Raw genomic sequence first — 26,168 nt, 5'->3', positions numbered from 1 at the left:
GAAGCCGGACGCGTGGCATCTATCGGACAGATCGTCAATCCGACGTCAGGCAGCGATGCCCTTTCCCGCGCAAGGCAGCGGGCCGCCCTCATGCCGGATTGCCTGGTGGAAGCCAAGCGCATCGCCAACACGGTGATTGCCGGCTGGCATGGCCGCCGCAAGCGCGGCATCGGCGAGAATTTCTGGCAGTTCCGTCCCTATGCCGAAGGCGAGAGCCTGTCGCGCATCGATTGGCGCCGCTCCGCCCGCGACGACCATACCTATGTGCGCGAGCGCGAATGGGAGGCGGCGCATACGATCTGGCTCTGGTGCGACATGTCGCCCTCGATGATGTACAAGTCGAGCTACGGCAACGTCTCCAAGGAAAGCCGCGCGCTGGTGCTCATGCTGGCGCTTGCCGAAATCCTCTCCCGTTCCGGCGAGCGCATCGGCTGCCCCGGCATCATGGAACCCGCCTCCACGCGCAACGCCGCCGAACGCCTGGCATCGGCGCTGGTACACGCACCGCTGACCGGCGGCCTGCCGGAAACGGCGATGATCCGCGGCTGGAGCGATCTCGTGCTGATCGGCGATTTCCTCGACGACGCGCCTGCGATCATGGAGCGCCTCGGCCCGCTCGCCCGCCGCGGCCTGCGCGGCCATGTGGTCGAGATATCGGATCCCGCCGAAGAGATCTTCCCCTATAGCGGCCGCACCGAATTCACCGATCCGGAGAGCGGCGCCAAGCTGGTTTCCGGCCGCGCCGAACATATCCGCGAGGCCTATCGCAACGCCTATCTCGCCCGCAGAGAAAGCCTCGGCCAGTCGCTGCGCCATCTCGGCTGGACCTTCACGGCCCACCGCACCGATCATCTTGCTTCCGAGGCGCTGGTCGCGGTGCATATGTATCTCTCCGGCATGCCGGCCAAGGCGACGCATGGAGGGCAGCTGTGAACGCCCTTCCCTTCGCTTTCGCCTATCCCGCCATTCTCGGCGCGCTGATCGCGCTCCCGGTCATCTGGTGGCTGCTGCGGCTGACCCCGCCGCGCCCGAAGGCCGAGGTCTTCCCGCCGCTGAAGATCCTCGCATCCGTGCTGAAGCGCGAGGAGACGCCGGCGCAAAGCCCCTGGTGGCTCACCTTGCTGCGCATGCTGCTCGCCGCCGTCATCATCCTGGCGATCGCCGATCCGGTCTTCAATCCGCGCACCAGCTCGCTCGCATCGGGCGGCCCGCTCGTGCTCTTCGTCGACAACAGCTGGGCGGCCGCACCCGATTGGGAGCGCCGCATCCAGACCGCCGACGCGCTGGTGGACGATGCCGAATCCGCCGGCACGCCGGTATCGATCGCCTTCACCGCAGATCCCACGAACGATGCCGTGCCCGGCACGGCGGCGAGCGCCCGCGACAAGCTGCGCGCCGCCGAGCCGCGGCCGCTGGTCCCGGACCGCGAGCGCGCTTTCCAGGCGCTGCGCGCGGCGCTGAACGGCGTCAAGCCCGGCACCCTCGCCTTCCTCACAGACGGCGCCGCTGCCAAGGCCGATGATCCGACGGTGCGCCAGCTCGCCGAGCTCCAGCCCGCCGATCTGCGCCTCATCCAGGGCGATGCCGCAAAGACGGTTGCCGTCACCGCGGCCAACAATGCGGCCGACGCGATGAGCGTCAAGGTCACGCGGCTCGACAGTTCGCGCCCCGCATCGGTGGCGCTCAACGCCGTCGATGCCCAGGGCCGCTCGATCGCCAATGGCAGGGTGGATTTCCGTCCCGGCCAAAGCGTCGCCACGAGTTCGATCACCGCTCCCTTCGAGATGCGCAACGACTTCGCCCGCATCAGCGTCGACAACGGCGCGACATCAGGCGCGGTCCACCTGCTCGACGACGCCTTCAAGCGCCGCCGCGTCGTCCTGCTGTCCGGTACGGGAGCCGATGAATTCCAGCCGCTGCTCTCGCCGCTCTACTACATCCAGCGGGCGCTGCAGCCCTATGCGGATATCATCCAGCCCGCCGATTCCGATCTGGCCGTCGCAATACCGAAACTTCTCGCCAGCAATCCTTCGATCATCATCATGGCCGATATCGGCCGCCTGCCGGAGGAGACCTACGAACCTCTGACGCGCTGGATATCGAACGGCGGCATGCTGCTGCGTTTTGCCGGCCCGCGCATGGCGGCAGCCCCGGCGGACGATCCGCTGATCCCCGTGATCCTGCGCCAGGGAGAACGCGCGCTCGGCGGCACATTGTCCTGGAGCGAGCCGCAGTCGCTCGCCGAATTTCCGAATTTCGGGCCTTTCGCCGGAATAGCGCGTCCCGCTGATGTCGTCGTCAAGCGGCAAGTGCTGGCCGAACCGACGCCCGATCTTGCCGAACGCACCTGGGCGAGCCTCGCCGACGGCACGCCGCTGGTGACGATGAAGCAGCTCGCTTCCGGCCAGATCGTCCTCTTTCACGTCACGGCGGAAGCGACCTGGTCCGACCTGCCGATCTCCGGCACCTTCGTCGACATGCTGCGCCATCTCCTGCAGATCTCGCGCTCGGGCGGCGTGACGTCGGAGGCGCGCGGCAACGCGCGTGTTGCCGAAACCCTGCCGCCGTTCCGCATTCTGACGGCCAAAGGCACGCTCGTCTCCGAGACGGGCTCGGCGCGGCCGCTCATTCCGAAGGCCGGAGAAGAACCGACCGCGAATTTCGACAACCCTCCGGGGCTCTACGGTTCGGAAGATGGTTTCACCTCCCTCAACGTGCTGCCCGAGGAGGCCGAATTGAAGCCGCTCGACACGACAGGCACCAACGCCGTGCGCGAAGGCCTGATCGGCGGCGAAAGCTGGTCGGCAAAACCCGCGCTTTTCCTCGCCGCCTTTCTGCTGCTGCTGGCCGATAGCCTGATCGTCCTCTTCATGAACGGCGCCTTCTCGCGCTCGCGCCCGGCTGTCCGCACGGCGGCGATGCTCGCGGTTGCCGTCGCCGCCGGCTTCCTCATGCAGCCCGGCACGCTGCACGCCAACGACTCTCGCCCCGGCGACGACCTCGTCCTGGAGAGGCTCGACAATACCCATCTCGCCTATGTCGTCACCGGCGAGCAGGAGGTGGACGATATATCCGAGCGCGGTCTGGAGGGGCTCACCCAGTTCCTGACCTTCCGCACGACGCTGGAGCCGGCGCCTCCTGTCGGCCTCGACCTCACCAAGGACGAGCTCGCCTTCTATCCGATCATCTACTGGCCGATTTCGGCGACGGCGCCGATGCCGTCCTCGGCCGCGATCAGCCGCATCGACGCCTATATGCGCAATGGCGGCACCGTGCTTTTCGATACGCGCGATCAGATCAGCGCCTTGGACAATGCCGGCAATGTCAGCGCCAACGGCCAGAGGCTGCAGGAAATCCTGGGCAATCTCGACATTCCGCCGCTGGAACCGGTGCCATCGGACCACGTGCTGACGAAATCCTTCTATCTCCTGTCGAGCTTTCCCGGCCGCTATACCGGCAGCCCGCTCTGGATCGAGGCCAGGCAGGGCGGCCGCGAAGCGACCGAAAAATCGGCGGCGACGGCCGACGGCGTTTCGCCGATCCTGATCACCGGCAATGATTTCGCCGGCGCCTGGGCGATCGACGCGAACGGCACGCCGATGTTGCCGACCGTGCCGTCGGATGAAACGCAGCGCGAATATGCCTACCGCTCCGGCGTCAACATCATGATGTACATGCTGACCGGCAACTACAAGACCGACCAGGTTCATGTTCCCGACCTGCTCGAACGGTTGGGGCAATGAGATGACGTTCGATTTTTCGCCCTTCCTGCCCTGGCCGGTCCTGGCGGCGCTCGCCGCCGTCAGCGCAGTTGTCGCCGCCTTTGCGATCTGGCGCGGTATTCGCGGCGCCTGGATCAGGACGCTGGCAGCGGCCGCCCTCCTGATCGCTCTTGCCAATCCCGTGCTGCTGCAGGAGGACCGCGATCAGCTGTCGACGATCGTCCCGGTCATCGTCGACCGCAGCCAGAGCCAGCAGACGCCCGACCGCGTCAAGATGACCGACGAGGCGCTTGCAGCCCTGAAGGGACAGCTCGCCCGTTTTCCGCAGATAGAGCCCCGCTTCGTCGACGTCGAAGGTGACGTCAATTCCGACGTACCCGCCACGCGCCTGTTCGATGCGCTGGCCGCCAACATCGCCGACGTCCCGCCCTCCCGTGTCGGTGGCGCCATCATGCTGACGGACGGCGAGGTCCACGATGTCCCGGCCGCCAATCAGGCGCTCGGTTTCGATGCGCCGATCCATGGCCTCGTGACCGGCAAGCCCAACGAATTCGATCGCCGCATCGAAGTGATCAAGGGGCCGCGCTTCGGCATCGTCAATGAGGAGCAGCAGGTCATTCTGCGCGTCTTCGACGACGGCCCGAGCCCCGGCGGCACCGCCGATGTCGTGGTGAAGATGAACGGCAACGAGATCGCCACCCTGCGCGCCACACCCGGCCAGGATACGCCCTTCTCCTTCAAGGTGCCGGGCGGCGGCAGCAACGTGCTCGAATTCTCGGTCGCCGAGCTTCCCGGCGAAGTCACCGCCGCCAACAACCGCGCCGTCCATGTCATCGACGGCATCCGGCAGAATCTTCGCGTCCTGCTCGTCTCCGGCGAGCCGCATGCCGGCGAGCGCGCCTGGCGCAACCTGCTGAAGTCGGACGCCTCGGTCGATCTCGTCCACTTCACCATCCTGCGCCCGCCGGAAAAGCAGGACGGCACGCCGATCAACGAGCTGTCGCTGATCGCCTTCCCGACGCGCGAGCTCTTCGTCGACAAGATCAAGGATTTCGACCTGATCATCTTCGACCGCTACCAGCATCGCGGCGTGCTGCCGCTGCTCTATTACGACAACATCGCGCAATATGTCGAAAACGGCGGAGCGCTGCTGATCGCCGCCGGCCCCGAGCATGCCGGCCCTGATTCCATCGCGATGACGCCGCTTTCCTCGGTGCTGCCGGCCATGCCCACCGGCCAGATGATCGAGAAAGCCTTCTATCCCCGCCTCTCCGAGGAAGGCCGCAAACATCCCGTCACCCGCGGCCTGGACGGTTCGGGCGAGGACCCGCCGCATTGGGGCCGCTGGTTCCGCAGCGTCGATGTCGAAAAGCCCGAGGGCGAGACGATCATGCTCGGCGCCGACAACCACCCGCTTCTGGTGCTGAACCGCTCCGGCCAGGGCCGCGTCGCCATGCTGCTTTCCGATCAGGGCTGGCTCTGGGCGCGCGGCTTCGAAGGCGGCGGCCCGAATGTCTCACTCTATCGCCGTGTCGCCCATTGGCTGATGAAGGAACCCGCGCTGGAGGAAGAAGCGCTGACGGCGCGCGCCTCCGGCCGCACCCTTGAAGTCACCCGCCAGACGATCGGCGACAATCCGGGCAACGCCACGGTGCGTTACCCCTCCGGCAAGACCGAAACCCTGCCGCTTTCCCAGACCGAACCCGGCCTCTACAAGGCCGAAAAGCGGATGGATGAGATCGGCCTTTTCGAAATCCGCAACGGCCCGCTTTCGACACTCGTCCATATCGGCGCCGTCGATGCGCCGGAATTCAAGGCGATGATCTCGACGACGGATGTGCTGAAGCCGGTCGCCGACAGAAGCAAGGGCCTCGTGACCCGCGTCGCCAGCGAAAGCGGCGCGGTCAGCGTCCCGCCGATCCTGCCGGTGCGCGGCCAGGTCCGCGTCTCCGACAGCGATCGGATGATGATCCGCATGACCAGCGAGACGGTTCTGAAGGGTATCAACACGCTGCCGCTCTTTGCCGGTTTTGCCGGCGTCGGCATCCTGCTCTTCGCCTTCGGCGCCATGTGGTGGCGCGAGGGGCGGTAATCCCATGCCGGAATTCGAGCTCACCGCCTCGCCTTCGCCGGAGGAACTCGCGGCGATTACCGATGCGCTCTCGGCTTTCAACGATAGCGATGCCGGCCCTTCGGCTCGCCGGCCGCTCGCCGTCCTCATCCGCGACACCGACGGCAAGGTGACAGGCGGCCTCTCAGGCTATACCGCCTGGGGCTGGCTCTTCACCCAGATGCTCTATATTCCCGAGACGCTGCGCCGCACCGGTCTCGCCGGCAAGCTTCTGACAAAAGCCGAAGAAGAGGCGAGAGCCCGAGGCTGCCGCGGCGCGTGGATCGATACGTTCAATCCGCAAGCCCTCAGCGCCTATCTGCGCCAAGGTTACGAAGTCTTCGGTGAGCTTGAGCATTTCCCGAAGGGCCGCACGCGCAGCTTCCTCCGGAAAAATCTCTGATCATCCGTGCCAGGCGATCGTGCCCTTCAGCCGCTCGTGCACGCCCTCGGCGATCGGCACGACGAGCACCCGGCCGGGATCGACTGGGCCTGGAAAGGCAAGCGCGTTGTAAGCCACCTTCTCGAAACCGAGCGGGCCGTAATAGGGCGGATCGCCGACCAGGATGACGGCTTCCGAGCCCTTGCGCCTTGCCGCTTCCACCGCGATCCGCACCAATTCACGGCCGATGCCGATGTTCTTGTGGGAGGGACGGACGGCGAGCGGGCCAAGCAGATGTCCCTTTACCGTGCCGGCGAGCACCGGCGTCATCCGCACGGAGGCGATCGTCTCGCCATTATCGGTGCAGATGAAGGACAGCGACGGATCATGCGGCCCCTGCTCGCGGATGCGCGCGGCAGCCCGCGTGAAGCGGCCCGGACCGAAGGCTTCTTCGTTGATGTGTTCGATGGCGGCGTCATGAGACGCGTCTTCAGTGAGATAGACGAGATCGTGCTTGTACATGATGACAGAAACCGGATGGACAGATTGATGGGTCTCGAACACGCCCTGGGCGTTCGGGAGCATCAGCGTCGTCGCGGGTTTCTGGAAATGAACATCAGGTGGGCGTCTCTCAAATCGTGAAAAGGCCGATAGCAGGAAAAATTTCCGCCGTCCAACGCAAAATGCGCCTTCCCGCCAACGCCGTGACACACTGTTCAATCTTTACCGCCTGCAAAGCCCCGCTATCTCAGCTACCTTCCATCCCGACACGCAAATCGAGGAAATGAAGATCATGGGAATGCTGGTGGACGGCGTCTGGCATGACGCCTGGTACGACACGAAGGAGAGCAAGGGCCAGTTCAAGCGGCAGCCCTCGCAGTTCCGCGACTGGGTGACGGCAGACGGCACGGCCGGCCCTTCAGGCAGCGGCGGCTTCAAGGCCGAGGCCGGGCGCTATCATCTCTATGTCTCGCTCGCCTGCCCCTGGGCGCATCGCACGCTGATCTTCCGCAAGCTGAAGAAGCTGGAGGACCTGGTTTCGGTCTCAGTCGTCGACCCGCTGATGCTCGAGAACGGCTGGGAGTTCAAAGTCGGCGACGGCGCCACCGGCGACCATCTCTTCGGCGCCACCACCCTCTGGCAGATCTACGTCAAGGCCGATCCGCACTATTCCGGCCGCGTCACCGTTCCCGTCCTCTGGGACAAGCAGACCGGCACGATCGTCAGCAACGAATCGGCCGAGATCATCCGCATGTTCAACAGCGCCTTCGACGGGCTGACGGGCTCGAAGATCGATTTCTATCAGGAGCATCTCAGCGCCGAAATCGACGCGCTGAACGCCACCGTCTACGACAACGTCAACAACGGCGTCTACAAGGCGGGCTTCGCCACCACTCAGGAAGCCTATGAGGAAAATGTCGGCAAGCTCTTCGAAACGCTCGACATTCTCGACGAGCGCCTGGGCAAGGGCCGCTACCTCTTCGGCGACAGCTTGACCGAGGCCGACTGGCGCCTCTTCACGACGCTGGTGCGCTTCGACCCCGTCTATGTCGGCCATTTCAAATGCAACATCCGCCGCATCGCCGATTACCGCAACCTGCCCGGCTACCTCAGGGATCTCTACCAGACATCAGGCGTCGCCGAGACGGTAAACCTGGCGCACATCAAGCAGCACTATTACCGCAGCCACAAGACGATCAACCCGACGGGCATCGTCCCCGCCGGCCCGGTGCTCGATCTCGACAGCCCACATGGCCGCGAAAAGCTTTTCGCGGCTTGATACTCACCAGCGATGGTCGGGCTCCTGCTCGCCCCGCAGCTCGGCGAGGCGGCGATACGTCGCCTCGGTCGTGCCCTCGGGCAGGTCGTCGAGCGAAAAGAACCCGCTGTCGGAGATCTCCCAGTCCGGCGGCCGCGGCGCCGTCTGCTCGACGGTCGCCCGGTAGAACACGACATGGTCGCGCCGGGTGGTCGTGGTGTTGAAATAGACCTGGACCAGCTGCGGCTTGCCGATGATCCGGAGGTTGCCCTCCTCGCGCAGCTCCTTGACCAGCGCTTCTTCGACCGTCTCGTTGCGCTCCAGCCCGCCGCCGGGCATATGCCAGCCGCCGATATAGCTGTGGCGCACGAGGAAAATCCGGCCGTCCGCATCGAAGCACGCAGCCCTGACACCCATGGTCATGCCGCGGGCGAAGGAAAAATAGACATGCAGGAGGCGCAAGGCCAGCCTGATGTGAGGGGGCTTCTCTTTATCCGCCATCGTTCCGTTTCGGCTCTTCATCGCGCCGGATGTGTTTGATTTGTCAATAAGCTGGTCTATGTCTCGTAGCATGTTCAAGCTCGCGCATATTTCCGATGTCCACCTCGGACCACTGCCCCGTCTTTCCATTCAGGAGCTGTTTTCGAAACGCATAACCGGCTTTGTGAACTGGCATCGAAACCGACGCAAGCACCTTTTCGGCAGCACGCTCGATCTATTGCTCGATGATATCCGCGCCCATCAGGCCGATCACCTCGCCGTCACCGGCGACCTCGTCAACCTGGCGAGCGGAATCGAGATCCGCGCCGCCGCCGCGTGGCTGCGCGCGCTCGGCGATCCCGCCGATACCTCGGTCGTTCCGGGCAATCACGACGCCTATGTGCCTGGCGCCTACGAGAAGTCGATGCGCGCCTGGTACGATTATGTCCGCGGCGMCCTCGCCCCGCCGCAATGGCAGGAAGATCGTCACATTTTTCCCTATCTGCGTGTCCGCGGCAAGGTGGCGATCGTCGGCTGCTCCACGGCCGTCGCCACGCCCCCCTTCGCCGCCTCCGGCTTTTTCAGCGCGCGCCAGGCCCGCGACACGGTGAACATGCTGCGCGCGGCCGGCGAAGCCGGTCTCTTCCGCGTCGTCATGATCCATCATCCGCCGATCCGCGGCGCCACCACCTTCTACAAACGCATGATCGGCATCCGCCGTTTCGCGGCCGTGATTTCGACCGGCGGCGCCGAGCTCGTACTGCACGGCCACACGCATCTGAACACGCTGCATTGGCTGCGCGGCCAGGTGCAGCCGGTGCCGGTCGTCGGCATCGCGTCCGCCTCGCAGGGACCGGGCAGCATCAAGCCGCCGGCCGCCTACAATCTCTTTTCCATCGATGGCTCTCCGGGCGCCTGGGAGCTCACCGGCGAGCGCTTCAGCGTGAACCGGACAGGCGATGCGATGATGCCGGAAAGCGTCGATATTTTCTCGCCTTAGCGCCGGCTTCGGACTCTTTTTGTGCGGCACTTGAAGCAATCTCGAAAAGGCCCTCACGACCGTCGCAACATTTGCCGTTGAGGCTGATTGTCCCCCTTGGTATTTTGGGCGTTAAGCGTACAATCCGAGCAACTGCATCGCCTCAGAACGGAGCCGCCAATGACTTCCCCCTTCCATCGCCTGTGCAGAACGACCCTTGCCGCCGGCTTTGCCTTCGGCATTGCAACGGCCGCTTTCGCGGTCGGCGACAGCAACGACGACACCAATCCGCCGCCGAAAACCCAGACGACCAAGACCTGCACCGGCGGCAAGGTTTGGGACAAGGCAAAGAAGGAATGCGTCACCCCGAAGAAGAACAGCTTCAACGACGACGATCTCTATAAGTTCGCCCGCGAATTCGCCTATGCCGGCCAGTATGAGAACGCCATCACCGTGCTCGATCTCGCCGACAACCAGAACGACCCGCGCATCCTGAACTATCTCGGCTACGCCAACCGCAAGGCCGGCCGCATGGAGCTCGGCATGTCCTACTACCGCAAGGCGCTGCAGGCCGATGAAAACTACATCCTCGCCCGCTCCTACATGGGCATGGCGCTGGTGGAGCAGGGAGACATCCAGGGCGCCCGCGTCCAGCTCGTCGAAATCCGCGACCGCGGCGGCGAAGGCACCTGGGCCTATCGCGCCCTGCTGCAAAGCTTGAACGGGTACAGGACATATTGACGCAAGCTTTGCGGGCTAAAACATGAATATCCCTTGAGAAAAGGGGATAAGACGACCGGATGCTTGCGAAGTGCAGGAGACTTGCTTCATAAAGCACATGCATCTCCGGTGCCGATAAAGCCGGTTTCGCGCTCGATGGCGAACCCTTCGTCCGCGAAACCATTGTGACTGCTTCTTGGATAGACAATGCGTCAGCCCGCAACGACCATCGACCTCCGCCGTGATCTCGTCGGCCTTCTGCCCCGCCTTCGCCGCTTTGCGATCACGCTCGCCGGCGAAGCGGCCATTGCCGACGAACTTGTGCAGGCCGTCTGTCTGCGCGCCATTGCCAAGGGGCATCAGTGGAACGGCGAAGGCCGGCTGGAAAGCTGGATCTACACGCTTGCCCGCCAGCAATGGGCCGACGACAGCCGCAAGCGCAAGCCGAAGGCATCCGCCCGCGGCAACGTCACCGATATCAGAGAGGCTGCGCGTGAACGTTCTGCCTCGGTCGATCCCGATGCCATCCATCGCATGATCGCCGAGATGCCGGACGGCGTTTCCTCGATCTTCCTGCTCGTCGACGTCGAAGGCCACAGCTATCAGCAGGCGGCCGACATCATGGGCGTCTCCACGGCAAGCGTCGTCTCCCAGCTTGCCACGGCCAGGCTGCATTTTGCCGGGCTCGCCGGCACCCACCCCATCCACAGGTACTGAATTGCTCGATCTTAGGAAATTGCCGCTCGAAGCCCAGCTCACCGCCCTTCTCGACGGCGAGGTCTCGTCCGAACAGCGGCACGAACTGGAGCAGCGCCTGGCAAGCGACGAGAATGCGCGCCGCCTGCATGAAAAGCTGCGCCATGGCGCCGATTTCGGCCGCCGCCGCCTCGAAGACGTCCTGAAGGAGCCGGTGCCGCTCGCCCTCGTCCGCTCGATCAAGAGCACACAGCCGCCGAAGACGCCGATCGCCCAGCGCGCCACGCGCCCGCAGGTGAAACTGTCGCCGAGCGGCCCGCAGGCGCTGGCCGCCGCCCTCATCCTTTTCGTCGTCGGCTGCGGTATCGGCTATTTCGTCGGCATCAGCCCGGATGCCGACGAAATAGCCACCACGACTGCCACAGCACCCGCCAACACCAGCGACTGGCTGAGCGACGTCACCGCCTATCAGCGCCTGCTGATCCGCCAGCCGCGCCATCTCGTCGAAGTGCCGGCCTCACAGGCCGAAGAAATCTCCAGCTGGCTGACGACCGCCATCGGCGTGCCCTTCCGTGTGCCCGATCTCAGCGGTGAATCCTGGACCTTCCAGGGAGCCCGCGTCATTCTCGGCGACAGCCGCCCCGTCGGCCAGCTTGTCTATTCCAACAATGACGGCGACATCATCTCGATCTGCTTCCGCAAGGACGCCCAGCCGCCGGAGACCGACGACTTCAAGGAAACCATCAAGGACGAGATCGGCCTGGTCACCTGGCACAATGCCGGCACCTCCTACGTCCTCGCCGGCCCCTCCGCCGAAGCCGCCCTCGATCAGCTCGCTATGAAGATCGCCACGGCGATTTGACGCGATAGGAAAATCGACGACCAGCGCCAGCGGCCCCCTCATCCGCCCTACGGGCACCTTCTCCCCGCTGGGGAGAAGGGGGAACCGAGACACTGCCGCGAGTCTCTTCTCCCCAGCGGGGAGAAGGTGCCGGCAGGCGGATGAGGGGGCCGCACGGCACGGCTTTCATTGCTTTCGCGTACGCTCAGCGTAGACACAACGAAGTCACCCCAACCGTCAGGCCGCGCCGTACCGAGACGGTCACGGCCTGAACCTATTCGATCAGGCCTTACCGGCCTTCACCTCGAGCACGCGGTTAGCCGCCGAAACGATCGCTTCCAGCGATGCCCCAACGATGTTGGTGTTGATCCCTGCCCCGAAGAGTTTGCCGCCGGGATAGGAGGTCTCGACATAGGAGATCGCCGCCGCGTTGGAGCCGTGCTGCAGCGAATGCTCGGAATAATCCTCGACCGACATCTCGATGCCGAGATAATGCGACAGCGCGTTGATGAAGCCGTCGATCGGGCCGTTGCCTTGCCCTTCGATGCGCTTGATCTCGCCGTTGTCGGTGATTTCGGCCGCGACGATCCGCTGGCCCTTGCGCTCCGTGTCGGGATAGGTGTGGTGATCGACGAACTTGAGGCGCGCATCGGGCTGCGTCACATAGCGCTCGATGAAGCGGTCGTAGATACGCTTCGAGGGAAGCTCCTTGCCCTCTACGTCGGTGATGCGCTGGATGTCCTCGCGGAATTCGACCTGCAGGTTGCGCGGCAGGTTGAGCCCGTAATCCTGCTGCAGGATATAGGCGATGCCGCCCTTGCCGGACTGCGAGTTGATGCGGATGATCGCCTCGTAGGAACGGCCGACGTCACGCGGATCGATCGGCAGATACGGCACTTCCCACACCGGATGGTTGGCGACCTGTGCGGCCTTCATGCCCTTGTTGATCGCATCCTGATGCGAGCCGGAGAAGGCCGTATAGACCAGCTCGCCGACATAGGGGTGACGCTCTGCAATCGCCATCTGGTTCGAATATTCGAACACTTCCTTGATGCGCTCGATGTTCGAGCAGTCGATCCCGGGATCGACCCCTTGCGTGAACATGTTGAGCGCCATCGTCACCACATCGACATTGCCGGTGCGCTCGCCATTGCCGAACAGCGTGCCTTCGACGCGGTCGGCGCCCGCCAGCAAGGCCAGCTCGGCGGCGGCGATGCCGGTGCCACGGTCGTTATGCGGATGCAGCGAGACGATCAGGTTCTCGCGGTTGTCGAGGTTACGGCACATCCATTCGATCTGGTCGGCATAGACGTTCGGCGTCGCCATCTCGACGGTGGAAGGCAGGTTGATGATCAGCTTGTTGTCGGGCGTCGGCTTCACCACCTCGATGACGGCGTTGCAGATTTCCAGCGCCACTTCCAGCTCGGTGCCGGTGAAGCTTTCGGGCGAATATTCGAAGCGGTAGCCGCCGCCGGCCTTGGCCGCCATGTCGGTGATCATCTTGGCCGCATCGACGGCGATCTGCTTGATGCCCTGCACATCCTTGGCGAAAACGACGCGGCGCTGCAGCTCGCTGGTCGAATTATAGAAATGCACGATCGGCTGGTTGGCCCCTTCCAACGCTTCGAAAGTGCGGGTGATCAACTCCGGGCGGCACTGCACCAGCACCTGCAGGGAGACGTCGGCGGGCACGTTGCCCTCTTCCACGCACCAGCGGGCGAAATCGAAATCCGTCTGCGAAGCCGAAGGGAAACCGATCTCGATTTCCTTGAAGCCCATCTCGAGCAGCAGATGGAACATGCGCGCCTTGCGGTCATGGCCCATCGGGTCGACCAGCGCCTGGTTGCCGTCGCGCAAGTCCACCGAGCACCAGACGGGCGCCTTGGTGATGGTCTTCGTCGGCCAGGTGCGGTCGGCAATGTTGACTTGAGGATAGGGCCGGTATTTCAGCGCCGCATCGGGCATGCCTTTTGCGGAGGATCGGCTGGTGGTGTTGTCCATTGTCTTGTCTCCTCATCCGGCATTTGCTCCGCCTCTTAGCCGATCACGTCGGGCTTGGCGATAAACAAATGCGGACCTTCGTCGGTCGTTAGGTCAATTTTGAAAGTGAGTCGCGAGGAGCGATGGCCGGGCGGGCTTTCGGCCGCCGGGCGCTCCTCAAAGGACCCGGCAACCGCGCGTAAGGCCGAGGAGAAGAAGCGAGGTCAGGGCGCGCGAGGAGTCACGCAGGGCGATGCGGCCGCGTGCAATCGTCTCGGAAATCTTGGCGCCAGAGGTCTTCATGGCCGCGCTTATAGCCTTGGGCTGCGAAACTGGCAAGCCCTCGCGGCCCGCCGGCTTGCGTTACTTCTGCCGAGCGCGATCTTTCGACATCTTCACCAGCCGCGACAGCGCCAGCATCAGCCCGCCGGCGATCAATCCCCAGAAGGCGCCCGAGATGCCGCCGAAGGACACGCCGGATGCCGTGACGAGGAAGGTGATCGCCGCCGCCTCGCGCGATTCCTGCGCCTGGAAGGCCGACATCGCCGAGGACGAAAAGGCGCCGACCAGCGCCAGCCCCGCCACCGCCTCGATCAGGACGGGAGGCGCGAGCGCCACGAAAGCCGTCACCGCGCCGGCGAGCAGCCCGAGGATAATATAACCGACGCCGGCGATCAGCGATGCCCAATAGCGCCGCTTCGGATCGGCATGGGCATCCTGGCCCGCGCACATCGCCGCGGTGATCGCCGCCAGATTGACGGCATGGCCGCCGAGGGGCGCAGAGAGCAGCGAGAAGAAGCCGGTAACGGCAAAGAGCGGGCCGGGCTTCGGGTCGTAGAAATTGACCTTCAGCACCGCGATGCCGGGAATGTTCTGCGAGGCCATGGTCACGATGAAGAGCGGCAGCGCGATCGAGATGAAAGCCGCAAGGCTGAACACCGGCCGGACGATTTCCGCCGTCGGCACCAGCGACCGTTCGAGCGAAGCGAAGGCGCCGTCAGGAATATCGACGCCGAAGGCAAGCACCAGCACGAAGGCTGCGAGAGCGGCCGGCACCGCCCAGAGTCGCTTGAAGGCGCCGACGACGATCCAGGAAATGACGATCGGCAGCCCGAGCAGCGGATTGAAGCCGATCGCCTTCACCGGCGCGAAGCAGAGGCCGATCAGCACGCCGGCGAGCATCGCATTGGCAAGTGGCGCGGGGATGGCGGCAACCGCGCGCCCGAGCGGCTTGAACAGCCCGGCAATGACGATCAGCGCCGCGCAGATGAGAAACGCTCCGACCGCCGCATTGAAGCCGCCCTCGATCGCGCCGGTGCTTGCGAGCAGTGCCGCGCCCGGCGTCGACCACGCAATGCTGATCGGCAATCGGGTCACGGCGCTGAGCACGATCGCGCAGATCCCCATGGAGATCGACAATGCCATCAGCCCCGAAGCCGCCTGCGCCTCCGTGGCGCCGACCGCCCGCAGCCCGTGCAGCACGACGGCGAAGGAGCTGGCGGAACCGACGAAAGCGGTCAGCAGACCCATGAACAGAGCCTGGACGGAAAAATCTTTGAGCATGGCGGACTCGCGTGCTGCGGGAATGCGCATGGAGCATGATGGTTGCCGCGCGCGCAAGCCCGGATTCGGCTCTTTCCGTCCAGCCTCGCCTGTGGGCAAGCGCAGGCATCATCCAAAAAAAACCGCCCTCGCCTGCGGTCGGCAGGCAAGGGCGGTTTTTAACAGTGTCTGCTTAGAAAGCTCAGATGTCGGCCTGCGACGTCACGATCCGCGAGACGAGGCCGTAGTCCTTCGCCTCTTCGGCCGAGAGCCAATAGTCGCGATCCGTATCCTTGGCGATCTTGTCGAGCGGCTGTCCGGTGGCCGCCGCCATGATCTTGTTCAGGCGCTCGTTCATCTTGATGATCTCGCGGGCCTGGATCTCGATGTCGGATGCCATGCCGCGCGTGCCGCCCGACGGTTGGTGCAGCAGGAAGCGCGTGTTCGGCAGGCACAGGCGCTGCTCCTTCGGAGCGGCGACATAAATCAGCGCGCCGGCCGAAGCGACCCAGCCCGTGCCGATCATCCAGACCTTCGGCTTGATGAACTTGATCATGTCATGGATGGAATCGCCGGATTCGACGTGGCCGCCGGGCGAATTGACGTAGATGCGGATGTCTTCGTCGCTGGCCGCGGCAAGCGCGACGAGCTGCGAGCAGACCTTCTGCGCCAGTTCCTGATTGATCGGTCCATAGATGAAGATCGAACGCGACTTGAAAAGATTCGCCTCCGTTTCCTTGCCGAGCGGCAGTTCCTTCGTCTTGTCGTCCTGGTCTTCGTCGTTCATTCGAACCTCTCGGAGATGAATTCGGGTTCCTCGCACATAATGCGACTCAATGCCTAAAACAATGCGGGAAAAACACAAGGCACCGAAGCGGTGGAGATATCCTTAAGAAGCCGCACGCCGTTCTGCAAGCCTTACTGAAATGTAACGGGCAAAGGCTTTGAAAAGCCTGAATCGGTTCCTACCTCACCCCTCACGCGGCAACGCCGCATCGGAACAACAGGAGACAGGACATGTCACCGGAAGAACGCCAATTGCTGACCGCCCTCTTCGACCGCGTGCGCACCGCGCAAGCCCAGCCGCGCGACCGCGATGCCGAAGCGCTGATCGACCAGGCGACCCGCGAGCAGCCCTCGGCCACCTATTATCTCGCCCAGGCCGTCATCGTTCAGGAAAAAGGGCTGGAGGCGGCCGCCAACCACATCAAGGAACTCGAGGAGCGCGTCCGCCAGCTCGAAGCCGGCGCCGGCGACCACCGCCAGGCCGAACAGGGCGGCGGCTTCCTGAGCTCGATCTTCGGCAACACCCAGACACAGCAGCCGGCCCCGGTTCCCGCCAACCCCGGCCCCTGGGGGCAGCCGTCCCGCGGCTATGACGATACCCGCCAGATGCAGCAGCAGCCCACGGGACCCTGGAGCCAGCAGGCCTACACTCCGTCAGCCGGCGGCAGCTTCCTGCGCGGCGCGCTCGGCACGGCGGCCGGTGTGGCCGGCGGCATGCTGCTTGCCAATTCGCTGAGCGGCATCTTCGGCAACCACATGTCCTCGCTCGGCTGGGGCTCGCCCTTCGGCGCCAACCCCTTCGGCAATGCGTCCGCGCCAACCGAGGAAACCGTCATCAACAATTATTTTGGCAACGACGATACCCGCCAGGCATCGGACAATGCCGGTAATGACAATGACGGCAATGTGCAGCAGGCCGATTACGACGATGGCGATGATTACAGCGATGACTCGTCCGGGGACGTTACGGATGTGTAAGATTTAGCTGTTGGAGACGGGCAGCGTTTGCCGCACCGTATCCCGGCCCTTCGCTTTGGCTCAGGGCGTTCGTCGCTGCAATCGATTCAAAGCAATTCCAGAAAAAGTGCGCAGCGGTTTTTCGTTCGGAATTGCGTTGAAAGAAAAGCTATCGATTGCTGCCGCCTTTGGCGGCACCGCGGCTCACCCACGCCCGCGATATGTAGCAACCCCTTGCTCCGGCAGCCACACGCCTTCCGGCGGCTTGCCCGTCTGCCAGAAAACGTCGATCGGAATGCCGCCGCGCGGATACCAGTAAGCCCCGATCCGGAGCCACTTGGGATCGAGCAGCTCGACGATGCGCTTGGCGATATAGATCGAGCAATCCTCGTGGAAGGCGCCGTGATTGCGGAAGGAAAACAGGAAGAGCTTCAGCGACTTCGATTCCACCAGCCATTCGCCCGGGATGTAGTCGATGACGATATGGGCGAAATCCGGCTGCCCGGTCATCGGGCAGAGCGAAGTGAATTCCGGCGCGGTGAAGCGCACGACATAATCGGTGCCGGCATGGGTGGCCGGCACTTTTTCCAGCACCGCCTCCTCCGGCGATTTTGCGGTTTCGGTCTGCTGGCCCAGCATCGACAGGCTGGAAACATCTGTATTCGGCATCACGCCTCCTTGACGACTTTGACGCGGATGCCATGGGCCTTTTCGCCCTCCGGCTCCACGTGAATGGCTATTTTGGCGCCCTCATGCACGGCGCTGATGGCATCCTCAAGGCGGTCGCATATATCATGCGCCTGCCGAACCGACATAGAGCCGGGCACCACCATATGAAAATCGATGAAGGTGACAGCGCCCGCCCGCCTCGTCTTCAGATCGTGCACACCGATCGAGCCCGCCGCATGGGTGGCGATCGCCTGCTTGATCGCCTCCTCCTCCTGCGGCTCGACCGCCTGGTCCATCAGCCCGCCGATCGATTGCGAGATCACCTTCCAACCCTGATAGAGGATGTTGATCGCAACGAGGATGGCGAGCACCGGGTCGAAGATCGCATAACCGGTCGCCAGCGCGAGCAGCAGGCCGGCGAGCACGCCGACTGATGTCACCACATCCGACATGATATGCTGCCCGTCCGCCGTCAGCGCCGCCGAACGGTGTTTGCGCCCGGTCCGGATTAAGAGCCGCGCCCAGACCGCATTGATGATGCCGGCGGCGAAATTGATCGCGAGGCCGAGCACCGGCGCGTCGAGCATGCGCGGCTCGCTGAGATAGCCGATCGCCTCGTTGACGATCAGGAGCGCGGCGACGACGATCAGCACGCCTTCGGTGACGGCAGACAGATATTCCGCCTTGTGATGGCCGAAGGGGTGATCGTGATCGGCCGGCTTCTGCGCATAGCGGATGACGAAGAAAGCGATGAAGGCGGCAACGACGTTGACGGTCGATTCGAGCCCATCCGACAGCAGCGCCACCGAGCCGGTGACCCACCACGCCACCATCTTCAGCCCCATGACGCCGAGCGACAGCGGAATGCCCCACATCGCCAGCTTCCGAACCGTAAGATCGCCGTGGTCGTTCATATCGTCCTCCTGCGGTTGCGAATGAATTGCAGGGTCCAAGCCATTGAAATGCAAAACCGCCCGCGCGAATGTCGCGCAGGCGGTTCAGTTGAGGGTGATATGGGCGATGATAGCGGATTTGTCAAAGAGAATGACACGTCCTTCACAGCGGTTAGGGCCTTGACCGGAAAACAGCGGCGCGGTTCAGCCAGCCGGATCTTGGACGACAGGCTGCGGCCAGCGTAAGAGAGCGGCCTGGCCTGCCGGCGTCAGGGCATAGACACCCTTCTCCCGGCGTTCGAACCATCCGTAGACATTGTCGCGCAGGATCGGACCGGCCTTTGATGTCAGCGCCTTCATATCGCGCGGCCTTACGATTCCCCGCTCGAGTGCCGAGGCACAGAGCAGCGCCTGCTGGCGGTAGGCGGTCATGATCGGCGCCCGCGAACCGCCGCCGACGGCGGGATCGCCACGGCGACGCTGATGCTCCTTGACGAGGCGCGTGCGCCGCTTCGGGTTGGTGCGCGGCATCGGCGAGACGGAACTGACGATGACGCTGACCTCACCGCCATCGGAGACGCCAAGCATGCCGATACCGAGCTGCCGGCAGAGATCGCGGTAGCGTTTGTCGGCCTCCCGCCCACGCCCCTTGGCTGAAACACGCGCCGCGATCCAGACCTCATCGCTCATCGCGGCGCGATCGACCGCCTGGAGAAGCAGTTCGAGATTGAACGAGAGCTTGAGTTCGCAGACCACCACGACAGGCGGCTCGCCATCGCTCAGGCCGACGAGATCGCATCCGCCGACCTCTCCCTTCACGACATAACCGGCCGCCTCCAGGAAGGTTTTGACCGGCAGGTAGAGCGACGTCTCCATGAAACCACGCTTCAGGCGGCGTTGAGATCGGCAATCTCGCCATATCGCGCGAGCAATCGCGGCGAGGTCATGTCGCCGGTTTCCTCGTCGACGATGACGGCATAGGCCGCGACGCCGACGAAACGGTCAGCCATCGCAGACGCGATCTTTTCGGCACTGATGGGGTTCGACGCCTGGCGCATTTCACCGGGCACCAGATTGCCGCGGTTCTTGCGATAAGGGAGGATGATGAACTTTTCAGCATTGGCCACGGCGATGAGTCCCGGTTGATCGTTCCTGAAATGTTCTGATTTGTCAGAAGAAGTCAACCATGCTTGCCTGGCAATTATTCCGACGTTGGAGCGCCCGCTCCGCCCTTCCCACGACAAGGAAGGGCGAACCGGAATTGCCATCAAGCAGCCTTCGTCTTCACCTTGCGCGCCAGATGCGCCACGACATTCTCGATCATCCGCATGCCGGCATCGCCGCCGAGCGTCATGATCGATTCCGGGTGGAACTGCACCGCGGCGATCGGCTCCTTCTCGTGCTCGATGCCCATGATCGTGCCGTCCTCGCTTTCCGCCGTGATGATGAACTCGCGCGGCAGCGTCGAGGGATCGGCGAAAATCGAATGGTAGCGGCCAACGGTCACTTCCTTCGAAAGGCCGGAGAAGACGATGCCCGGCTCCAGCACGCGGATGCGCGACGGCTTGCCGTGCATCGGCAGCGCGAGATGACGCAGTTCCCCGCCATAGGCTTCGGCGAGCGCCTGCAGGCCGAGGCAGACGCCGAAGATCGGCAGGTTGCGCGCCCGCGCCTTCTTGATCGTCGCCTTGCAGTCGAAATCCTTCGGCGTCCCGGGCCCGGGCGACAGCACGACGAGATCCGGGTTCAGCCGGTCGAAGATCTCTTCCGGCACCGGTGTGCGCACGGTCGAAACCGTCGCGCCCGTCTGGCGGAAATAATTGGCGAGCGTGTGGACGAAGCTGTCCTCATGATCGACGAGCAGGATGCTGACGCCCTTGCCGACGGAAGCAACGTCGCGCTGGATCTTGCCGGAATTGCCGATCTTGGCGTCTCGGATGGCGGAAAGCATGGCGGAGGCCTTCAGTTCGGTTTCGGCTTCTTCTTCCTCTGGAATGGAATCGTTGAGCAGCGTCGCGCCGGCGCGCACTTCGGCAATGCCGTCCTTGATGCGCACGGTGCGCAGCGTCAGGCCGGTATTCATGTCGCCGTTGAAGCCGACCATGCCGATTGCCCCACCATACCATGCGCGCGGGCTCTTTTCATGGCTCTCGATGAAGCGCATCGCCCAGAGCTTCGGCGCGCCGGTGACGGTGACGGCCCAGGCGTGGCTGAGGAACCCGTCGAAGGCGTCCATGTCGTCGCGCAGCCGCCCTTCGATGTGGTCGACCGTGTGGATGAGGCGCGAATACATCTCGATCTGCCGGCGGCCGATCACCTTCACCGAGCCCGGTTCGCACACCCGGCTCTTGTCGTTGCGGTCGACGTCCGAGCACATGGTCAGCTCGGATTCGTCCTTCTTGGAATTCAGGAGCTTCAGGATCTGCTCGCTGTCGGCGATCGGATCGTCGCCGCGCTTGATCGTGCCCGAGATCGGGCAGGTCTCGATGCGGCGGCCGGACACCCGCACGAACATCTCCGGCGAGGCGCCGACCAGATATTCCTGGTTGCCAAGATTGATGAAGAAGGAATAGGGCGACGGATTGATCGCCTTCAGCCGCCTGGAAATATCCGAAGGCTTGCTTTCGCAGCGCTCCATGAACTTCTGCCCGGGCACGACTTCGAAGAGATCGCCCTTGCGGAAACTTTCCTTCGCCTTGGTGACGAGCTCGGCATATTCGCCCGGCCGGTGGTCGCTCTTCGGCGGAATGGCATCCGTGTGCTTGAGAGGCTCCGGCGCGATATCCTGGGCCTTGCCTTCGGTCGTCACGCCGTCTTTCTCGAAATCATAACGGTCGATCCAGGCCTTGGCGGCATAGTTGTCGACGACGAGGATCTCGTCCGGCAGGAAGAGCACCATGTCGCGCTGGTCGGAGGGCCGCGTCAGCTTCAGATTGATCGCATCGAACTGGAAGGCGATGTCGTAGCCGAAGGCGCCGTAGAGGCCGAGGCTGGCATCGGCCTGCGAATAGAAGAGGTCGGTGACGGCGCGCAGCACGGTAAAGACCGTCGGCATCTTCGAGCGCTCTTCCTCGGTAAATACCCGGTCCGGCGTCTTGACGGTAAGGTCGAGGCGGCGGGCGGAGGAAGCGCCGAGCACGATCTCGGACACCGTCTTCAGCCGCTCGGCCACGAAGCCGAGGATGACCTCGCCGCGCTCGTTATAGGCTTCGATCCAGACGTCGCGCCCGAAGGAGGAGATGCCGAGCGGCGGGTCGACGACGGCGGTGTCCCAGCGCGTATAGCGGCCCGGATATTCGTAGTTCGACGAAAACACCGCGCCGCGGCGCTCGTCGAGCTTGTCGATATAGGAAGAGACCGCGTCGGCATAGGGGATTGCCCGCCGCTGCCGGGTGACAGTGATGCCGCCCTTGGTCTCGTAGATTTCCGCACCATCATCCCGCAGGATCGTTACCATAATTCCACTCCGTTATCGGGGCCCGGGCGACAGGCGGCGATAAAACAAAAAAGCCGCCTCGAAGTTTCGGGCGGCTCACTCGTCGTCGTCTTTGGACACGATTGGTCGAGGCCGCCTCAGCGAGCCCACCACCAAACAGCAATGTTCAAAGACTTGATCATGGAGAAAATTGTTAGCCTGAGATCCGCCGCCGCGCAAGAGGCGATTGCGGGAATGAAAAGGGCGGCATTGCCGCTAGCCTCAGCTTGTTGACAAAGTCTACTCCGTCATGCTCGGCCTTGTGCCGAGCATCTAACCACGGCAATTTCCTAGAAGAAAAGCATTTTTCAGATGCTTAATTGGACGTGCGTAGATCCTCGGCACAAGGCCGAGGATGACGTCGCGGGTTCTGCAGTGGCTTGTCGGCAGCCTGAGGGCGGCCCGAAAGCCGCCCTCCCCCAGCCTTGAAGACATGATCGGCATTCAGAAGGTCTTCGTGATCGAGACCTTGAACGTGCGACCCGGCTCAGAATACCACTCTTGTGGCTGGGATGCAGTCACCGAGGTCAGGTTGACGTCGCGCACGGCAAGCGCATTGAAATATTCCTGATCGAAGATGTTGTAGACACCGCCCTGAATGCGCAGGCCCTTCAACTGTTCCGGCGTCCACCATGCTGTCAGATCGACGATGCCGTAGCCGGGCGCATCGAACGTGGTCGCAGTATCGTCGTCAGGCATAGCTGCCGAAAGTGTCGAAGACAGATCGAAACCGTAGTTGTCGTTGCTCCAGCCGCCGCCGATGATCGCCTTGAAGGGAGCAACCGATCTCAGGTATTTGCCCGTATCCTCGTTCCTGCCATAGGCATAGGCAAGCGAGGCATGCAGATTGATGCCGTTGTTGAACGTCTTGGCGGCGCTGGCTTCAATGCCCGAGATCACGGCCGACGACACGTTCGTGTAATTGAACTCCGTGAAGCCGGTGGCGTCCCTGGTTGTCACCGTCTCGATGAAGTTCTGATAGCGGGTGTGGAAAACCGCGACCCTGCCGGTGAAATCGCCCGTATCGAAATTGGCGCCGACTTCGACACCGCGACCGATTTCCGGTTCCAGATCGGGATTGCCGAGCTGGGCGTAGCGGCCCGTGGGATTGTAGAAGCGGCTGTAGAGCTCGTCCACCGTGGGGGCACGGAAGCCGACGGCCAGCTGCGCATAGAGCTGCACGTCGGGCGTCAGGTCGTATGTCGCAAGAATCTTCGGCGACATGCCGGCTTCCGTCCGGTCCTGCGGATCGCCGAAACGGGTAAGCCCCGTATTATTTGCGAAGCCGCCGCCGGTCGACGGATTGTAGTTGAACCAGTCGAAGCGCACACCTGGCGTCAGCGTAAAGCCGGTATTGCCGATTTCGATCTTGTCTTCGACAACTAGCCCAAGGTTCTGGCTGTCGACATCGGGCACTTCCGCCTGATTGTTCAGTGCAGGGCAGGTGGTCGCCGTCGGGCAAAGACCCCAGCTGTACTGGCTCCAGTTGGAGACGCCGACATCGAGCCCGACGCGAACCGAGTGGCTGAGACCGGAATATTCGAAATCCTTCGTCGCCGTGCCGCTGAAGCCCCAGGTTTCGTTTTCGATCTCGTTGTTGCGGCCATAGGCCACATTGGCGGTCGTGCGGCCCCTGCTGCCGGCTTCCTTCTTCAAATCCAGCCAGTAAAGCGTGGCGCGCGCGCTGCTGAAGAAAGCGTCGGAAGACTGCGCCTCATAATCGTAATCGAGAGAAACGCGGTCGCGGTCGCGCAGTTCGCGGCCATCATAATTGTCGATCATGTAGTTGCGGGGTGTCGTGCCGCCTTGAAGTTCGCGCAGATCGGTCTTGAGATCGCGGCGGAAGCGTTCCGCCGTCAAGCCGATGCGATGGCCGCCTTCCAGATCCTGGCGCAGCTTGAAGAGCAGGTTGTTCTGATCGAAATCGGCCGGATCCGCCTCGGTGCGAAGACGGCCATAGCTGTCATTGTCGCCCATATTGTCGCGTTCATGACCCTTGCGGTAGCCGCCCTGAAACAGGATCGACGTACCGCCGATCTTCTTGGCGGCGGCGGCCGAGCCGGAAATGCTGCGGTCTTCGCTGTCATAGGTGGACTTGACGATCGCGCCCCAGTCGCGGCCCTCGGGAATGAGATCTTCCGGCTCCAGCGTATTGAGAACGATGGCGCCGCCGAGCATGCCGGAACCGCCCTTGCTCGAATCCGCGCCGCGCACGATGTCGAGCGAGGACAGCGAGTCGAAATCGAACAGATCGCCACCGCCATTGGCGTTGGCCGGCGCGAAGGCCCCCTGGCGCGCGCTGTTCGAAATATAGGGGATCGGAATGCCGTCGATCGTGGTCAGGATGCGGGAACCGGAAAGGCCGCGCAGATTGAAGCCGGAGTCGGCACGCGAATAATTCACGCTTGCATCGACGCTGCGGCCGATATCGTCGTAATTGGTGACTTGCTTCTCTTCCAGCTGCTTCTTGGTGATTTCAGTCGCGAGCGGCGTGTCGGCGACGCTGCCCGGAGCCACGCGTTTGCCCTTGACGACGATCTTCTGCAGGGTGGTGGCATCCTCCGCCGCCGCTTCCGGCGTGGTAGCCGGAGCGCTTTGCGCGAAAGACTGCGAAACAGGAAGAACAACTGCGGCTGCCGTGCAGACCAATAGAACCGAGCGCCAATGCCGGACGATCATAACCTACCCTCTCATGATGATTACCGGGCTGGCTGGTCGTGGCGCGTCGAACGCTCGAGGGGCTGGCTGGGCTTTTGCGGATGAAGACGAAGCAGAATTCCGCCTTCTTTTTGCCGCATAAAAAACATGAGCAATATTGTCAACATATAGCGCCGATTTATGTTGAATATTATCATCAAGTTTTAATGATCTTCCAAAACGTTGCGCATTTGCAACGAAATCCGCCCTCGCGCATTATCCCTAGCTATCGATCAGGGAATGGATGCGTTTGAGAAAACTTTCGATACTGGCGATCCTGCTCGCCGCGACCGCCTTTCTTGCCGGCGCCCGCCTGCCCCAACAAGGTCCATTGCCCGAACCCAGGCCCGATGCCCGGCAGGCGGCGAGCCCCACCTCCCCGGCCTCGAAGAAAACGGAACCGCCCGCACCTGAAGAGGTGCCGGCCCCTCAGCCGAAGCCTGACGTCAAGGATCAAGAGACACCCGCACCTGACCAGCCGTCCACCCCGCCAGCCGAACCGGCAAAGCCCGAGCCCGCGGAACCCGTGCAAGGCCCGCCGTTGCCGCCAGGACATCTCGAAAGTCCGCAGACGCCGCCGGCAGAAAAGCCGCCCGGCGAGCAGACGCTTGAAGAGCAGCACCTGACGATCGAACCCGAAAGCGATGCCGAGCATGCCGAATGCACGGCCGCGCTGAAGGCTCTCGGCGTCGTCTTCAAGGAAGCGCCGCGCATCGACGACGGCAACGGTTGCGGCATCGACAAGCCGATCATCGTTTCCGAAGCCCTGCCCGGCATCACGCTGAAGCCGGAGGCGACGATTCGCTGCCCGGCCGCACTCGCCCTTGCCCGCTGGATGAAGGAGAGCGTCATCCCCGCCGCTTCCGCCGCCCTGCCGGAGCAGGGCCGCCTCATGTCAGTCAACCAGGCAACGTCCTATATGTGCCGCCTGCGCAACGGCGCCGAAACCGGCAAGATCTCCGAACACGCCCGCGGCAACGCCATCGACATTGCAAGCTTCCATTTCGAAAAAGGCGAGGATGTCGCCGTCCGCTCCCGCCGCGAGGACTCGACATTGACCGGCGCCTTCCAGCGCACCGTCAGCGCCGCCGGCTGCCTCTACTTCACCACCGTCCTCGACCCCGAAAGCGACGCGGCCCACGAAACCCATTTCCATCTCGACATCATCGAAAGGAAGGGCGGCTATCGTTATTGCCATTGATGGTTGAAGCGCTAGAAGCCCGCCATCAAGCAAGATTTGGCGAGGAACGGAAACAGCGCGACATACCCCTTCTCCCCAGCGGGGAGAAGCGCAACCATTAAGCTGAAGACCTTTGCGGCGGGGGATTTTTTACCCACGGGGTTTGGCGTTTGAGGACTGTGTTGGCGAAGATGATAAGTTTGCGCACACATGCAATGAGGGCCGTTCTGTGGGCTTTACCTTTTTCGACGAGGCGTCTGTAGAGCGCCACCAGCACCTCGTTCCAGCGCTGCGATGCGA

22 protein-coding genes and 1 pseudogene are annotated in these 26,168 nt (G+C 63.3%); 11 read left to right on the top strand and 12 right to left on the bottom strand.

Features of this window, described 5'->3' with window-relative positions:
* Positions 1-12 precede the first annotated feature (12 nt).
* Genes QD408_RS23660 through QD408_RS23645 form a run of 4 tightly spaced genes read left to right on the top strand, consistent with a single transcriptional unit; the run spans position 13 to position 6,235 of the window.
* Positions 13-933: a DUF58 domain-containing protein gene (locus tag QD408_RS23660; RefSeq protein ID WP_088681903.1), complete on the top strand. Its 921-nt coding sequence runs from the start codon at positions 13-15 to the stop codon at positions 931-933.
* Positions 930-3,743, top strand: coding sequence for a DUF4159 domain-containing protein (locus QD408_RS23655; RefSeq protein ID WP_414140965.1), 2,814 nt, complete (start codon positions 930-932; stop codon positions 3,741-3,743). Before QD408_RS23660 ends, QD408_RS23655 begins: the two co-directional genes overlap by 4 nt.
* Position 3,744: 1 nt before the next feature.
* On the top strand, positions 3,745-5,814 hold the full coding sequence (locus tag QD408_RS23650; RefSeq protein ID WP_088681901.1) for a hypothetical protein: 2,070 nt from the start codon (positions 3,745-3,747) through the stop codon (positions 5,812-5,814).
* Positions 5,815-5,818: 4 nt separating this feature from the next.
* Complete coding sequence (locus QD408_RS23645; protein WP_414140964.1) at positions 5,819-6,235, top strand: GNAT family N-acetyltransferase; 417 nt, start codon at positions 5,819-5,821, stop codon at positions 6,233-6,235.
* On the opposite strand, the gene QD408_RS23640 is transcribed toward QD408_RS23645, so the two are convergent.
* Positions 6,236-6,799 carry a GNAT family N-acetyltransferase gene (locus QD408_RS23640; protein ID WP_088681899.1) on the bottom strand — a complete coding sequence of 188 codons (564 nt, stop codon included), beginning with the start codon at positions 6,797-6,799 and terminating at the stop codon, positions 6,236-6,238.
* Positions 6,800-7,007: 208 nt separating this feature from the next.
* On the opposite strand from QD408_RS23640, the gene QD408_RS23635 reads away from it, so the two are divergent.
* Positions 7,008-7,994, top strand: coding sequence for a glutathione S-transferase family protein (locus QD408_RS23635; RefSeq protein ID WP_414140963.1), 987 nt, complete (start codon positions 7,008-7,010; stop codon positions 7,992-7,994).
* A gap of 3 nt (positions 7,995-7,997) precedes the next feature.
* Here QD408_RS23635 and QD408_RS23630 read toward each other — a convergent pair whose 3' ends face one another.
* Positions 7,998-8,474 (bottom strand): NUDIX domain-containing protein, encoded by a 477-nt coding sequence (locus tag QD408_RS23630; RefSeq protein ID WP_190237422.1) that lies wholly within the window; start codon positions 8,472-8,474, stop codon positions 7,998-8,000.
* 70 nt (positions 8,475-8,544) lie between these two features.
* On the opposite strand from QD408_RS23630, the gene QD408_RS23625 reads away from it, so the two are divergent.
* The 4 genes from QD408_RS23625 to QD408_RS23610 all read left to right on the top strand — a co-directional run bounded on the left by QD408_RS23625 (position 8,545) and on the right by QD408_RS23610 (position 11,710).
* A complete protein-coding gene (locus tag QD408_RS23625; protein ID WP_414140990.1) occupies positions 8,545-9,453 on the top strand; it encodes a metallophosphoesterase family protein in 909 nt (302 codons plus the stop codon).
* 159 nt (positions 9,454-9,612) lie between these two features.
* A complete protein-coding gene (locus QD408_RS23620) occupies positions 9,613-10,173 on the top strand; it encodes a tetratricopeptide repeat protein (RefSeq protein ID WP_088681896.1) in 561 nt (186 codons plus the stop codon).
* A 186-nt stretch (positions 10,174-10,359) separates the two neighbouring features.
* Positions 10,360-10,869, top strand: coding sequence for an RNA polymerase sigma factor (locus QD408_RS23615; RefSeq protein ID WP_088681895.1), 510 nt, complete (start codon positions 10,360-10,362; stop codon positions 10,867-10,869).
* Position 10,870: 1 nt separating this feature from the next.
* Positions 10,871-11,710 (top strand): anti-sigma factor family protein, encoded by an 840-nt coding sequence (locus QD408_RS23610; protein WP_414140962.1) that lies wholly within the window; start codon positions 10,871-10,873, stop codon positions 11,708-11,710.
* Positions 11,711-11,971: 261 nt separating this feature from the next.
* On the opposite strand, the gene leuA is transcribed toward QD408_RS23610, so the two are convergent.
* From leuA to QD408_RS23595, 3 genes are all read right to left on the bottom strand, one after another.
* Positions 11,972-13,690: a 2-isopropylmalate synthase gene (gene leuA / locus QD408_RS23605; RefSeq protein WP_414140961.1), complete on the bottom strand. Its 1,719-nt coding sequence runs from the start codon at positions 13,688-13,690 to the stop codon at positions 11,972-11,974.
* Between the two features lie 342 nt (positions 13,691-14,032).
* Positions 14,033-15,232 (bottom strand): benzoate/H(+) symporter BenE family transporter, encoded by a 1,200-nt coding sequence (locus QD408_RS23600; RefSeq protein WP_414140960.1) that lies wholly within the window; start codon positions 15,230-15,232, stop codon positions 14,033-14,035.
* Between the two features lie 181 nt (positions 15,233-15,413).
* Positions 15,414-15,998 carry an ATP-dependent Clp protease proteolytic subunit gene (locus QD408_RS23595; RefSeq protein ID WP_003593011.1) on the bottom strand — a complete coding sequence of 195 codons (585 nt, stop codon included), beginning with the start codon at positions 15,996-15,998 and terminating at the stop codon, positions 15,414-15,416.
* Between the two features lie 230 nt (positions 15,999-16,228).
* Between QD408_RS23595 and QD408_RS23590 the strand changes: the two genes are divergently transcribed.
* Positions 16,229-16,975 (top strand): DUF2076 domain-containing protein, encoded by a 747-nt coding sequence (locus tag QD408_RS23590; protein WP_414140959.1) that lies wholly within the window; start codon positions 16,229-16,231, stop codon positions 16,973-16,975.
* A gap of 183 nt (positions 16,976-17,158) precedes the next feature.
* Here QD408_RS23590 and queF read toward each other — a convergent pair whose 3' ends face one another.
* From queF to QD408_RS23560, 6 genes are all read right to left on the bottom strand, one after another.
* The gene (gene queF, locus QD408_RS23585) at positions 17,159-17,623 is read right to left on the bottom strand and encodes a preQ(1) synthase (RefSeq protein WP_088681891.1); all 465 of its coding nucleotides are present in this window, start codon (positions 17,621-17,623) and stop codon (positions 17,159-17,161) included.
* Positions 17,623-18,537 carry a CDF family cation efflux transporter EmfA gene (emfA, locus tag QD408_RS23580; protein ID WP_414140958.1) on the bottom strand — a complete coding sequence of 305 codons (915 nt, stop codon included), beginning with the start codon at positions 18,535-18,537 and terminating at the stop codon, positions 17,623-17,625. Before emfA ends, queF begins: the two co-directional genes overlap by 1 nt.
* Positions 18,538-18,720: 183 nt before the next feature.
* Positions 18,721-19,392: a DUF2161 domain-containing phosphodiesterase gene (locus tag QD408_RS23575; RefSeq protein ID WP_414140957.1), complete on the bottom strand. Its 672-nt coding sequence runs from the start codon at positions 19,390-19,392 to the stop codon at positions 18,721-18,723.
* Positions 19,393-19,403: 11 nt separating this feature from the next.
* Complete coding sequence (locus tag QD408_RS23570) at positions 19,404-19,643, bottom strand: hypothetical protein (protein WP_414140989.1); 240 nt, start codon at positions 19,641-19,643, stop codon at positions 19,404-19,406.
* A 140-nt stretch (positions 19,644-19,783) separates the two neighbouring features.
* Positions 19,784-21,973, bottom strand: a complete 2,190-nt coding sequence (locus QD408_RS23565; RefSeq protein ID WP_414140956.1) for an anthranilate synthase — start codon at positions 21,971-21,973, stop codon at positions 19,784-19,786.
* Between the two features lie 462 nt (positions 21,974-22,435).
* Complete coding sequence (locus tag QD408_RS23560; RefSeq protein ID WP_414140955.1) at positions 22,436-24,670, bottom strand: TonB-dependent hemoglobin/transferrin/lactoferrin family receptor; 2,235 nt, start codon at positions 24,668-24,670, stop codon at positions 22,436-22,438.
* A gap of 262 nt (positions 24,671-24,932) precedes the next feature.
* Here QD408_RS23560 and QD408_RS23555 point away from each other — a divergent pair, with 262 nt between their 5' ends.
* On the top strand, positions 24,933-25,889 hold the full coding sequence (locus QD408_RS23555; protein ID WP_414140954.1) for an extensin family protein: 957 nt from the start codon (positions 24,933-24,935) through the stop codon (positions 25,887-25,889).
* 97 nt (positions 25,890-25,986) lie between these two features.
* On the opposite strand, the pseudogene QD408_RS23550 reads toward QD408_RS23555, so the two are convergent.
* Positions 25,987-26,168: pseudogene (locus QD408_RS23550) on the bottom strand (IS110 family transposase); the annotation flags it as partial.

Origin of the sequence: Rhizobium sp. BR 249 (assembly GCF_047445895.1) — a bacterium.
GTDB lineage: Bacteria > Pseudomonadota > Alphaproteobacteria > Rhizobiales > Rhizobiaceae > Rhizobium.
Note: the sequence above shows the minus strand (reverse complement) of the source record. Positions and strands in the feature narration are given on the sequence as shown.